Raw genomic sequence first — 12,394 nt, 5'->3', positions numbered from 1 at the left:
GAGACTATGCCGCCCGGTCGCGGCGGGTACACCCCTACCCCGCCGGATAGGGGTTCCGCTGGCGGTGCGGCAGGGCTAGCCTGCGCCATCAGCGTCTGCTGTGGACCGGCGGGGGAGGGACAAAGGCAATGACCGACCTGCTCGGCGCGATCGTGCCGGATCACGTCAGCTGGGCGCAGACCCGCGACGACCGCGGCGGCGACGAGCTGTTCCCGCAGGAGCGCGCGGTCGTCGCCCGCGCCGTCGCCAAGCGCCGTACCGAATTCGCGGCCGTACGGTGGTGCGCCCGCGCCGCGCTGGCCCGCCTCGGGGTCGCGCCCGAACCGATCCTGCCCGGCGTGCGGGGCGCCCCCGGCTGGCCCGCCGGGATCGTCGGCAGCATGACGCACTGCGCCGGGTATCGCGCCGCGGCGGTGGCGCGCCGCGGCCCCGTCCGTACGATCGGGGTGGACGCCGAACCGGCCGCCGCCCTGCCCGACGGCGTGCTCGACGCGATCGCGCTGCCCGAGGAGGCCGCGATGGTGGCCCGCCTGGCGGCCGCCGACCCGGCGGTGCCGTGGGACCGGCTGCTGTTCTCGGCCAAGGAGTCGGTCTACAAGGCCTGGTTCCCGCTCGCGGGCACCTTCCTGGAATTCCACCAGGCCCGGCTGAGCGTCGACGCGCAGGCCCGCGAGTTCACCGCCGAGCTGCTGGTGGCCGGGCCGGTCGACCGGTTCACCGGCCGTTGGCTGTGCGCGGACGGCCTGATCCTGACGGCCATCGTCGCGTAGGGACACGCGCCGGAATGAGGTTGGCCGGATCCGTCGCGTCGGCGAGGGTGGGGGGATGACGAGTCAGCCGGTGGCCGGTTTCGAGGGAATGTGGGTGCGCGCCGAGCAGGACCCCCGGGCGTCGAGCAACCCGGTCGGTGAGCTGGCGACCATCCGTGAATACCTGTCCAACCAACGGCTCACCCTGGCCATGAAGTGCGAGGGCCTCTCGCCGCCGCAACTGGCCGCCCGTTCGGTGCCGCCGTCCACGATGAGCCTGCTCGGTCTGATCCGGCACATGGCCCGGGTGGAGCACCACTGGTTCCACCGGGTGCTGCAGGGCCATCTGGACGTGCCGCGCATCTACTGGTCCCCGGAGCACTTCGACCTCGACTTCGACGAGGCGACCGCCGACCAGGCGGTGGTCGACGAGGCGTTCGCGGAGTGGCGCGCGCAGATCGCGGCCGCGGACCGGTGGCTGGACGGGCCGGTGAACCTCGACACGACGTCGCCCACGCCGCGCGGCGAGCGGCTCAGCACCCGCGACATCCTCCTGCACATGATCGAGGAGTACGCGCGGCACTGCGGCCACGCCGACCTGCTGCGTGAGTGCGTCGACGGGCGTACCGGGCTGTAGCGGCTCACCGGCGGCGGCGCAGGACCAGCTTGCGCAGCTCCTCCAGCCACAACACCAGCGAGCCCGCCGCCACGCACACCAGGAACTGGGCGGCGCTCAGGTGGGACGCGTCGAAGAAGTGCTGCATCCACTCCACCTTGACGATGGCGAGCTGCGCGACCGCGACGGCTCCGACGGACAGCCAGAGGTAGCGGTTCGAGAAGAAGCCCGCACCGAACGCGGAACTGTGCTCCGCCCGCGCGTTGAACACGTTGAACAGCTGGGCCAGCACGAACGTCGTCCACCCCATCGTCGCCGCGGTCGCGGCGTCGTACGCCTGCCCCGCCCACCCGATGATCCCGAGGGTGCTGGCCCCCATGATGGCGGCCAGCCACAGCAGCACCCGTAGCCGCCGCGCGGGCAGGATCTGGGTCCGTTTCGGCCGCGGCGGCTCGGCCATGGCCTGCGGGCGGGGCCGGTCGACGCCGAGCGCCAGCGCGGGCGGGCCGTCACAGATGAGGTTCACCCACAGGATCTGGATCGTCGTGAAGGGAGCCGCCATGCCCAGCAGCGTCGCGGACAGCACGGTCAGGATGGCGCTGAGGTTGGTCGACAGCTGGAAGCGGACGAACTTCACGATGTTCTCGTAGATCGTGCGTCCCTCACGCACGGCCGAGACGATCGTGGCGAAGTTGTCGTCGAGCAGGATCATGTCGGCGGCTTCCTTGGTGACCTCCGTGCCGGTGATCCCCATCGCCACGCCGATGTCCGCCTGCTCCAGCGCGGGCGCGTCGTTGACCCCGTCCCCGGTCATGGAGACCACCAGGTCGTTTGACTGCAACGCCCGCACGATGCGCAGCTTGTGCTCGGGGGCGACCCGGGCGAACACCCCGATCTCGCGGACCCGGGCGGCGAGCTGCCGGTCGTCCATGAGTTCCAGGTCGGATCCCCGGACGACCTCGCCGGTGATGCCCAGCGCCCCGGCGATGGCGCGCGCGGTCGTCGGGTGGTCGCCGGTGATCATCTTGATCGCGATGCCGGAGCGGTGCGCCGCGGCGATCGCGTCCCGGGCCTCGGTGCGGGGCGGGTCGACGATGCCGACCAGCGCGAGCAGTGCCAGGCCGCTCGCGGCGCCTTCCGGGTCGCGTTCCAGGTCGGCCCCGGCGCGGGTGATCCACCCGCCCGCCGCCGCGAGCACCCGCTGGCCCTGGGCGGCGAGGCGGTCCGCGGCGGCGCGGACCGCCTCGCGCCCGGCGTCGTCCATGGCGGTGCGTACGCCGTTGCGGTCCACGACGCGGTCCACGCGCTCCAGCACGCTCTCCACCGCGCCCTTGACGCACACCAGGATCAGCCCCTGATGCTCCCCGGAGCGGTCCTCGTGGAAGGTCGCCATGTACTTGGTCGCCGAGTCGAACGGCACCTCACCGACCCGGGGAAAGCGCTGCCGGGTACGGTCCACATCCACCCCGGCCTTGCCGCCCAGCACGACCAGAGCCCCCTCGGTGGGGTCGCCGATGCAGGCGCCGTCGCGGATCACCGCGTCGTTGCACAGCACCATCACCGCCGCGACCTGCCGCAGATCGGGCACCGGACGGTCGAACTCGGCGGTGGTGATCCGCCCCTCGCCGGAGTACCCCTGGCCCTCGATGGTCAGTTCCTCGCCGCCGTGCAGCAGGGTTCGGGCCGTCATCTGGTTGAGGGTGAGGGTGCCGGTCTTGTCGCTGCAGATGACCGACGTCGAACCGAGGGTCTCCACCGCGTGCAGCCGCTTGACCACGGCCCGCCGTTTCGCCAGGCGGCTCATGCCCACGGCCAGGGTCACCGTCACGGTCGCGGGCAGCGCCTCGGGGATCGCGGCGACCGCCAGCGCGATCGAGCCCACCACCAGTTCGTGCCACGGCGTTCCCTGGGCGAGCCCGATCAGCAGCAGCACCAGCACCGCCGCCCCCGCGATCAGCGCCAGCCGGTGACCGAGCTGGGCGGTCTGGCGTTGCAGCGGCGTCGGCTCGGGCTCGACCTCGGACATGAGCGCGGCCAGCTTGCCGATCTCCGTGTCCATCCCGGTCGCGGTGACGATCTCCTCCGCCCGCCCCGCCGTGACCGCGGTGTGGGTGAACGCCATGTCCGTACGGTCGCCGAGCGCCGTGTCCTGCGCGACCGGCGCGGTCCCCTTGTCCACGGGCACCGCCTCGCCGGTCAGCGCGGCCTCGGCGACCGCGAGCCGGAAGGCCCCCGCCAGCCGCCCGTCGGCGGGCACCGTGTCGCCCGCCTCCAGCAGCACCACGTCGCCGGGCACCAGCTCGTCGGCGGGGATCTGCTGCACCGCGCCGTCGCGGCGGACCCGGGCCTGCGGCACGACCAGCGCCTGGATCGCGGCCAGCGACTGCTGGGCCTGGCGTTCCTGCCAGAAGCCGAGCAGGCCGTTGAAGACGAGCAGCACGGCGATGAACGCCGCCTCCTCGATCTCGCCGATCGCCAGCGACAACACCGCCGCGCCGAGCAGCACCAGGATCAGGCCGTCGGTGAACTGCGCCAGCAGCAGCCGCCACCACGGTGCCGGTGGGGTCGAGCGCAGCGCGTTGGGTCCGTACCGGGCCTGACGGTCGACCACCTGGGTGGCGGGCAGGCCCTGTGCGACGTCGACGCCCAGCGCCTGGGCGACGTCGTCGACCGCCATCGCGTGCCAGCCGCCGCGGCCCGCGGTGGGCGCGTCGGATTCGAGGTGGAGGGTCATCTCTCTCCTATTCGAGGTGCCCGAACGCGTACGCCATGGTCGGCACCGTGAGGCCGAACGCGAGGACGACCCCGAGGATGCCGATGCCCACCTCGGGGAAGGTGGCGGTGAGCACGGCGCTGCCGCACCCGCCCAGCACCAGCCAGAAGGTGGCGATGAACTCCGCCGTGAGCCGCCGGGAAAGGGCCATGTTGATGATCCTCGCTCGCCGATGGCGTGTCCCGCGCCGCATTCCACCAAAGGAGCGGGGCCCGCGGATGTCAGCCGAGGTGTTGGCGGTACTCGGCGAGCACCCGCCGCAACGCCCGGGGTCCCGGGCAGAGTTCACCGACGTCGACGCGGAAGCCCGCGCCCTGCGGCAGGAGCTGCACCGGCGGGACGTTGCCCTGCGGCGCGGACGTGGACACCTGATCCAACGCGACCGGGACCACGTCGAGCACCGCGAACAGGCCCCGGTGGCGCACGACCGCGCTCGCCACGTTGTCCCAGGCGACGAAGATGGGCACCCCGCCCTGGGCGAGTTCGATGCCGGCGTCGCAGACCCGGACCCACACGGGCCGGTGCCACCGTGCGACCGTGCTGACGAGGCCGCAGCACGTGGGGAAGGCCAGCACGAGGAGCAGACCCCAGTCGGGGGCGGGTACCGCACCGAGGAGCGCGCCGCACGCGGTCAGCACCAGGGCCACCGCCGTGGTGAGGATCGCGACGACGACGAGGGCGGTCGACCAGCGCCGCGTGCGGAACAGCACGCTGCGCTCGATGATCACTTCCGCCATGCGCTGAAGTACAGCAGCCGCCCGCCAACCGGCGTAGATCCGAACGGTCAGCTTGATCGACTACCCGGGCGGCCATCCACCATGGGTGATAGTGCGGGCACTCACCGCGACGCGGTCGCCGGCCGACGCGTCAGCTGAGGCCGTGCTCGGCGGTGCCGGTGTGGAGAAGCCAGGCGAGCGGCATGGTCGCCCGCACGGCGTAGCGGTCGCCGTCCAGGTGGTGCATGGTGACGGTCTGGGCGGGATCCTGGTCGACCATCCAGTACTGGGGGATGCCGGCGGCTGCGTACTCGGCGCGCTTGGTCACGGTGTCGATACCCTCGGAGCCCGGCGAGACGATCTCGACGACCAGTAGTACGTCGGTGACCGGCAGCCAGACGCCGTCGGCCTGCGCCCTGCTCCACACGATCAGATCGGGGATCCGTCCACCGACTCCACCATCGCGACCGGGGATTCGCAGCCCGACCGCCTGGGCGATCCGGTCCGCCGGGACACCACCCGTGGCGAGCCACACCATGAGCCGGGTCGCGATGATCGCATGGGCGTACCCCGGCGGCGGCATGATCGAGAGGACTCCCTCAGGGCTGATCTCGTACCGGTGATGGTCGTCCGCGGCCATCATCGCCGTCAGGTCGTCGAGCGACACGACCGGTGGCATGTACCTGCCGACAGCCTCAGCGCTCATGCGGGCATCGTACTGGCATTGGCGCGGTGGGGCAGGCCCGGACGGTCCGGCCCGGTCCGTGCCACCTCGCGGATCCCGTGCGGCTGCTCAGTCGGTGTTCGCCAGCCACAGGTCGGGGCCGAAGATCTCGTACCGGATGTCGCGGGCCGGCACGCCGCGCTCGATGAGCGAGCCGCGGATCGCCTGCATGAACGGCAGCGGGCCACACAGGTAGCAGATCGCGCCCTCGGGCAGCGGCACCCGGGACAGGTCCATCGTCCCGGCGAACACGTCGGTCAGGGGCAGCTCGGTCTCGGCGCCGCGTTCGTACCAGACGTGCACCGACGCGCCGGGCAGCGCCGCGATGTCGCCCACCACCTGCCGGCGCAGCGCGAAGGACCGCTCGTCGAGGTCGGCGTGCAGCACCATCACGCGGGCGGTGGAACCCGTGGCGGCCAGATGGGACAGCATCCCGGCCATCGGGGTGATGCCGATCCCGGCGCTGGCGCAGACCACCGGCCGGGCGGCGTCGCCGAGCACCACGTCACCGTACGGCGGGGACAGGGTCAGCTCGTCACCCACGTCGATCGTGTGGTGCAGCAGGCTGGACACCTCCCCGTCGGGCAACCCGTCGCCGTGCACCCACTTGACCGTGAACTGGCAGTTCCGGCCGTCATCGGCGCGGGTGAGGCTGTACTGGCGGGGCTGGCGCATCCCGTCCGGCATCGTCAGCAGCACCGTGACGTACTGGCCGGGCAGCGAGGTGGGTGCGGGGAGCCCGTCGACCGGCGTCACGACGAACGTGTTCACGTCGGCGGTCTCGGCGATCTTGTGTTCGACCCGCCAGCGGCGCCAGGTGGTGTCGGGTTGCACCCCACGAGCGCTGTAGAGGTCCCGCTCCACGTTGATCAGGGCGTTGGCCATCAGCCAGTACACCTCGTCCCACGCGGCCGCCACGGCCGGGGTGACGGCGTCGCCGAGCACGTCGCCGATGGCCCACATCAGGTGGTCGTGCACCACCTTGTACTGCTCCGGCTGGACGCCCAGCGAGGCGTGCTTGTGCGCGATCCGGGACAGCAACTGCTCCGGATGCCGGTCGGGGCTGGTCACCAGCGCGCTGGCGAACGCCGCCACCGAGCCCGCCAGCGCCTGCGGCTGGGTGCCGGCGGCCTGGTTGCCGCGGTTGAAGGTGCCGTCGAGCAGTTCCGGGTGCTCGGTGAACAGATGCCCGTAGAACCGCTGGGTGATGGTGCCGATGTTCGCCCCCACGACCGGCAGGGTCGCCTCGATGATGGGCCGAGCGGTGTTCGACAACATGCGCAGGACTCTCCCCCCGTGGACACCGCACATGCTCGCACCGGGCGGGCCGTTCGGCGGGCGGGACACGGGACCGTTCATCCGTTCGCGGTCGGCCGGCCGGTTCAGCGCGCGTGCATGGCCTCGGCGAGCTCGACGTACCGTGTGTGACCGGCGGCGCGGGCGGCGACCACCTCGGTCATCAGCGCCCGTTGCGGCGCGGACAGCATCTGGTCCGCCTCGTCGGGGTCGACGAAGGCGTGGCGGGCGAGTTCGCCGGGGTTCAGCACGATGGCGTCACGCTGCCGCGCGTCGAGCACCCCGCCGTCGAAGACGAAGTAGAGCTTGCCGTCCGGCCCGGCCGGGGTCCACGCCGCCACCAGCAGCGCGCCGACTCCGACGATCAGGCCCAGCTCCTCCCGGACCTCGCGCAGGCAGGCCGCCCGCGGCGTCTCGCCGGTGTCGACCCCACCGCCCGGCAGATTCCAGAACTGCTTGTACGTGGGGTCGACGAGCAGCACGCGCCCCTGGTCGTCGAAGAACACCGCCCCGGCCGAGACCGTGGGGCGGGCGGGCAAGGACTCAGGCATGATCCAGTTCCCTGGTGTCGGTGGCGTGTGCGAACGACCGACTCACCGCGACCAGCCAGGCCAGTTCGTGCCCCCGTGCCTCGTGCCGCTCCTCGCCGGCCGGTACGGCGAACGTGCGGCCCTCGCTGTGGTTGCGCAGCCCGTCGCGGATCGCCCGGGCCTCGGCCTCCGCGCGCCGGCGCAGGTCCGGCTCCGGTTCGGGGTACGGGTCCGCCACGTACGGCCGCAGCGCCAGCCGCCCGTCCCAGATCTCGACCATCCGGCGGTACAGCCGGTAGTCCAGGTCACCGACGGCGGCGACGTCGCCGTGCGGGGAGCCGTGCAGCGCGATCTCCGGGAAGGCCCGGTGCAGCGCGGACCACAGCGGTTCGAGGGCGCGGTAGGCGCCCCGCTGTTCGAGCCTGGTACGCGGCCCCCAGCTCGGCATGGTGAGCCCGGCGAGGAACACGATCAGCCCGGCGGTGGCGAACGGTTCGGCGATGTCGACCAGCGGGTCGGCGTGGACGCCGGCGGCGAGCAGCACCAGGTAGCCGCCGCGGCAGACGCAGTAGCCGAAGCTGAGCAGGGCGCCCACGGAGGTGATCCGCAGCCCGCGGCGCAGCCAGGGCAGGTCCTGCGCGAGCGCGGCGAACTGCCCGGCCCGCCAGGCGATCACCAGCAGCCCGCTGCTGAGCGCCAGCAGGAAGAGGGTGAGATACCCCAGCATCAGGGTCTGCCCGGCGTGGGTCTTCCAGAAGTGGATCGTGTAGCGGTCGTGGATCGGGGCCAGCAGGATCAGCGTCGCCATGGTGGCCAGGACGATCAGCCCGGCCACCAGCTGCATCCGGGCCCGCCGCCTGGCCCGGCGCGCCGGATAGCGCCAGTAGGCCAGCAGCTGCAGGGCGAAGACGCTGAACAGCACCATGCAGGAATGGATGAGCAGCTTGGTGAGGTTGGGTACGCCCAGCGCCGCGTCGATCGGCTGGTACACCGGCCCGACCGTCAGGGTGAACGCCACGGCGGCGAAGCCGAACGCGGCGGTCATGGCCCGCAGTGCGGGGTTGGACCGGTCGTGGCGCAGGTGGTTCGCCTTGTAGGCGAAGGCGATCCAGCCGGCCAGGGCACCGACACCGTAGATGAGGTCATGCATCGGGCGGCCGTCCTCGCCGGTGCGGTGGGAGCAGGGCCTGCTCCAGTCGGATGGTGAGCTCGCTGGTGCCGCCGGGCTCCGGCGGGGTCCGGCTCACGCGGCTCAGCAGCAGCGACGCCATGACCTCCGCCTCCTGCTCCTGTGCGTCCGGGTAGTGGGCGCGGTGCAGCATGGCGCGCACCAGGGCGGGATCGAGATCCGGGAACAGTGCCCGCGTGTCCGGCCCGCGCCGGGTGTCCACGGTGGAGTGTCCGCAGATCAGGTGGGCGAGTTCGTGCGCGATGATGTGGTCCTGGTGCATCCGGTTCGTGCCGGCCTCGTACGCGATGAGGTCGACCTCCGGCAGCGACAGCCAGATGCCGCACGGGCCCGCCTCGGGCAGGGGGAGGGGGATCAGCCGGATCGGCCGGTTGCGTCGCCGGCCGAGCTGCTGGCACAGGGCGGCCATGGTGGTGGCGGGAGTCAGGTCGAGATCCGTGAGCCGGGCGGCGCAGCGGCGGCGCAGGACGCGGAACCGCCAGGCGGCCTTCCACTGTCGAGCTGCCAGGACCATGCGCTGAGTCCCATCGGAGTGGACACCCGCCGGCGATGAGAAGGTGATGTGGCCGGCTCCCACGGGGGAAGGAGTCGGCCACATCGATTTGTCACTATACAAGACGGGGCGGGCGCAGCGAAACAGGGGCACGGCATGTCGGCACGCAGGGAGCGGCCGGCATCGGGCACCCCCGTGCTGCCGATGCCGGCCGGCGCACGCGGTCGCGTGGGACCGTGCCGACGACATCCCCTTCGTCCGTCCACACTGGCTAACGCTCGGAGTCCACCATAGCGAACGACCCCCGCTTGTCAACGCGGATGGTACGGTGCATTCCATGCCGGATGTTCACGACAGCGAACGCGGGGGTCGGCCGGTCACGGGATCGCTGGCACACCGGATCGACTACCTCTTCAAGGCCGTCCAGCCGAAGGGGCGCGAGTACAGCTATGAAGAGGTCGCCCGGGGATGTGAGGCCCTGACCGCCGGCACCTTCTCCAAGACGTACGTCTGGCAGCTGCGTACCGGTCAGCGCGACAATCCCACCAAGCGCCACCTCGAGGCCCTGTCGGCCTTCTTCGGCGTGCCCGTGGCCTACTTCTTCGACGATCAGGTCGTCGAGGATGTCAACGCGCAGCTCGCCCTCGTGCTCGCGCTGCGCGACGCCGACGTGCGGGACATCGCGTTGCGCGCGGTGCATCTGGACGGTGCCGGTCGGCGCTCGCTGGCCCGCATCGTCACCGAGATCAGCCGCCTGCAGCGGTCCGGGGCGGACGGCGCCACCGCGCCCGAGTCGGGGTGAGCGCGCCTCGGCCGCATGGGCCGGGGCTATGCAGAACTAGGAATAGCTATATAGAGTACGGTCATGGCTGAGTTGCGGATGACCACTCCGCGCCTGCTCGTGCTGCAGGCGCTACTGAACGATCTCGACACGGAACGGTACGGTCTCGACCTCGCCAAGGAGGCGGGACTCGAACCCGGCACCATCTACCCCATCCTGGTCGCGTTCGAGAACGCCGGCTGGCTCACCAGCCGCGCGGAGGACATCGACGTGCACGCCGAGGGCCGCCCCCGGCGGCGCTACTACCGGCTCACCCCCGCCGGAGCGGACGCCGCCCGCGCCGCCCTCGCGAAGGCCGCCCAGCGGCGGACCAGCCGCGCCACCTCCGGGCGGCTGGCGTGGTGACCGGTACGCCCGCCGCGCGCCCCGCCGCGCCGGGCCTGCGCCGCACCGACCACGCCGCGCTCCGCCTGCTGGCCGCGCTGCTGCCCGCCGGGTTCCGCGACCGGCAGCACGCCGAGTGGACCGGCGACCTGCTGGCCCTCGCGGACAGCGCCCCGCAGGACCGCCGCCGGTACCTGATCGGCGCGGCCCGCACCCTGCCCAGCCTGCGCCGCCTCGTCCGCCACGGCGGCGCGGGCGGCACGCCCGTCGCGCTGCCCGGCGGTGTCCGCGACACCGCCGCCCGGGTGCTGCTGCTCGGGCTGCTCTGGCCGATCCTGTCGTGGCTGCTCTGGATTCCCGCCCGCTACTACGGTTTCGACATTCCCGGCCGGCTGGAGCGCGGCAACCACGAGTTCCTCATCGACCCCAAGACGGTGTGGCCGCTCGACGGCACGCCGGGCTGGCTGGATGTGATCTGGCTGGTGCCGCATCTCGGCGCCATCGCGGCGACGTTCGGGCCGTTCCTGCTGACGATCGTCGCGCTGGTGGGCGGCACCGCCACCGCGTTGCGCCACGGGCGCCGGCCCGCGCACCTGGGCGCCCTCGCCCTCATCGGACTGTTCGCGGCGTTCCTCGGCGCCGTGCTGTTCGTCATGTCGATCGCCTGGGACCTCCCGACCAGCGATCCCATTCTGGTCGCGCTCGGCGTCGCGGCCGTCGCCCTGGGTGCCACCACCCGTACGCTGCGCCGCCGGGCCCGGGCCGGACTGATCGCGCTCGGCCTCGCGATCATCCCCCTGCTGGTGTCCTTCCACACCGCCGCCGGTCACGACATGTACGTCTGGTTCGCGGACTGACCCGGGCTCACCCCACCCCACCCGCCGGGAAGTCGACCCGCGTCCCGGCCGAAGGTCGCCGCGCGGTCAGTCCGTGGCGGGCAGTGCCTCGGAGCGCCACGCCCGGACCGCGCCGTGGATGGTGATCCGTACCTCGGTGCCCGCGCCGATCGGGGGGCCGTCGTTGAGCCGGCGTGACTGCAGCTCGGTGCCGTCGTCGAGGCGTACCAGGGTGAGGGTGTCGTGGCCGTGGAAGTCGTGCCGCAGCACCCGGCCGGTGACCTGACCCGCCGAGCCCGCCTCGACCGGGCTCAGACGGACCTGTTCCGGTCGCAGCAGGACGGTCACCGGGCGGCCCGCGCCGGCACCGGCGTCGCCGTGCAGCGGCGCCGCACCGAGCGCGGTGTGCGCCCGGCCCTCCCGGACCACGCCGGGCACCAGCATCGCGTCGCCGACGAAGCGGGCGACCCAGCTGTCGGCGGGGGACGCGTACACCTCGGCGGGCGGGCCGTCCTGCACGGCGGTCCCGTCCCGCATCACCACCACGTGGTCGGCCAGCGACAGCGCCTCACCCTGGTCGTGGGTGACCAGGATCGCCGTGGCGCCGTCGGCGCGCAGCGCGGCCCGTACGTCCTGGCGCAGGCTGGCCCGCAGGCCGGCGTCCAGCGCGCTGAACGGCTCGTCCAGCAGGACCAGCCGTGGCCGGGGGGCCAGCGCGCGGGCCAGGGCGACGCGCTGCTGCTGCCCGCCGGACAGCTCATGCGGCATCCGGCGCTGATAGCCGTCGAGCCCCACCAGGGCCAGCACCTCGTCGACCCGGCCGTCACGGCGGGTGGCCCGGTCCAGCCCGTACGCGACGTTCGCGGCGACGGACAGGTGCGGGAACAGTGCACCCTCCTGCGGCACCAGGGCGACCTGGCGCCGGTGGGCGGGCACGTGCGTGCGTCCCGCCGCGACCACCGTGCCGGCCACCCGGATCTCGCCCGCGTCCAGGCGTTCCAGGCCCGCGACGCAGCGCAGCAGGGTGGTCTTGCCGCAGCCGGAGGGCCCGAGCACGGCGGCCAGCGCGCCCGTCGGCACGGCCAGGTGCACGTCGGCCAGGGCGGGTACGGCGCCATAGCTCTTGCGCGCCGCGGTGACGGTGAGGGCGGTCATCGGGCTCCTCCCGGGCGGGCGGTCGGTGCGGGCAGATCGTCGCCGGTGACCGCGGCCGAGGCCGAGGTCGGCGGTGCGGAGGTCGGCGGTGCGGAGGTCGGCGGTGCGGAGGTCGGCGGTGCGGAGGTCGGCGGCGCGGCATGGTATCCGGC

At 72.8% G+C, this 12,394-nt stretch carries 14 protein-coding genes; 5 read left to right on the top strand and 9 right to left on the bottom strand.

Features of this window, described 5'->3' with window-relative positions; translation table 11 throughout:
• Positions 1–128 precede the first annotated feature (128 nt).
• Entirely contained in the window at positions 129–770 is a 642-nt protein-coding gene (locus EV385_RS31975; protein WP_130512824.1) for a 4'-phosphopantetheinyl transferase family protein, read from the top strand.
• Positions 771–825: 55 nt separating this feature from the next.
• Positions 826–1,386, top strand: a complete 561-nt coding sequence (locus tag EV385_RS31970; RefSeq protein WP_130512823.1) for a DinB family protein — start codon at positions 826–828, stop codon at positions 1,384–1,386.
• A 4-nt stretch (positions 1,387–1,390) separates the two neighbouring features.
• Here EV385_RS31970 and EV385_RS31965 read toward each other — a convergent pair whose 3' ends face one another.
• The 8 genes from EV385_RS31965 to EV385_RS31930 form a co-directional block, all read right to left on the bottom strand.
• On the bottom strand, positions 1,391–4,099 hold the full coding sequence (locus EV385_RS31965) for a cation-translocating P-type ATPase (protein WP_207230027.1): 2,709 nt from the start codon (positions 4,097–4,099) through the stop codon (positions 1,391–1,393).
• A gap of 7 nt (positions 4,100–4,106) precedes the next feature.
• On the bottom strand, positions 4,107–4,289 hold the full coding sequence (locus EV385_RS31960) for an aquaporin (RefSeq protein ID WP_130512822.1): 183 nt from the start codon (positions 4,287–4,289) through the stop codon (positions 4,107–4,109).
• Positions 4,290–4,359: 70 nt separating this feature from the next.
• Positions 4,360–4,875 carry a hypothetical protein gene (locus tag EV385_RS31955; RefSeq protein ID WP_130512821.1) on the bottom strand — a complete coding sequence of 172 codons (516 nt, stop codon included), beginning with the start codon at positions 4,873–4,875 and terminating at the stop codon, positions 4,360–4,362.
• Between the two features lie 130 nt (positions 4,876–5,005).
• Entirely contained in the window at positions 5,006–5,560 is a 555-nt protein-coding gene (locus tag EV385_RS31950) for a Uma2 family endonuclease (protein WP_242625192.1), read from the bottom strand.
• Between the two features lie 87 nt (positions 5,561–5,647).
• Positions 5,648–6,856 carry a globin domain-containing protein gene (locus EV385_RS31945; RefSeq protein ID WP_130512820.1) on the bottom strand — a complete coding sequence of 403 codons (1,209 nt, stop codon included), beginning with the start codon at positions 6,854–6,856 and terminating at the stop codon, positions 5,648–5,650.
• A gap of 104 nt (positions 6,857–6,960) precedes the next feature.
• Positions 6,961–7,425, bottom strand: coding sequence for an NUDIX domain-containing protein (locus EV385_RS31940; RefSeq protein ID WP_130512819.1), 465 nt, complete (start codon positions 7,423–7,425; stop codon positions 6,961–6,963).
• Positions 7,418–8,554, bottom strand: coding sequence for an MAB_1171c family putative transporter (locus EV385_RS31935; RefSeq protein ID WP_130512818.1), 1,137 nt, complete (start codon positions 8,552–8,554; stop codon positions 7,418–7,420). The genes EV385_RS31940 and EV385_RS31935 overlap by 8 nt, the downstream gene beginning before the upstream one ends.
• Positions 8,547–9,107, bottom strand: a complete 561-nt coding sequence (locus EV385_RS31930; protein WP_130512817.1) for a toxin — start codon at positions 9,105–9,107, stop codon at positions 8,547–8,549. Before EV385_RS31930 ends, EV385_RS31935 begins: the two co-directional genes overlap by 8 nt.
• A gap of 316 nt (positions 9,108–9,423) precedes the next feature.
• Here EV385_RS31930 and EV385_RS31925 point away from each other — a divergent pair, with 316 nt between their 5' ends.
• The 3 genes from EV385_RS31925 (at position 9,424) to EV385_RS31915 (ending at position 11,108) form a co-directional block, all read left to right on the top strand.
• A complete protein-coding gene (locus EV385_RS31925) occupies positions 9,424–9,888 on the top strand; it encodes a helix-turn-helix domain-containing protein (protein WP_130512816.1) in 465 nt (154 codons plus the stop codon).
• 63 nt (positions 9,889–9,951) lie between these two features.
• Positions 9,952–10,272, top strand: a complete 321-nt coding sequence (locus EV385_RS31920) for a PadR family transcriptional regulator (protein WP_242625191.1) — start codon at positions 9,952–9,954, stop codon at positions 10,270–10,272.
• Entirely contained in the window at positions 10,269–11,108 is an 840-nt protein-coding gene (locus tag EV385_RS31915; protein ID WP_130512815.1) for a hypothetical protein, read from the top strand. Before EV385_RS31920 ends, EV385_RS31915 begins: the two co-directional genes overlap by 4 nt.
• 66 nt (positions 11,109–11,174) lie before the next feature.
• Here EV385_RS31915 and EV385_RS31910 read toward each other — a convergent pair whose 3' ends face one another.
• Complete coding sequence (locus EV385_RS31910; protein ID WP_130512814.1) at positions 11,175–12,242, bottom strand: ABC transporter ATP-binding protein; 1,068 nt, start codon at positions 12,240–12,242, stop codon at positions 11,175–11,177.
• Positions 12,243–12,394: the final 152 nt, after the last annotated feature.

Source organism: Krasilnikovia cinnamomea, from assembly GCF_004217545.1.
Classification (GTDB): domain Bacteria; phylum Actinomycetota; class Actinomycetes; order Mycobacteriales; family Micromonosporaceae; genus Actinoplanes; species Actinoplanes cinnamomeus.
Note: the sequence above shows the minus strand (reverse complement) of the source record. Positions and strands in the feature narration are given on the sequence as shown.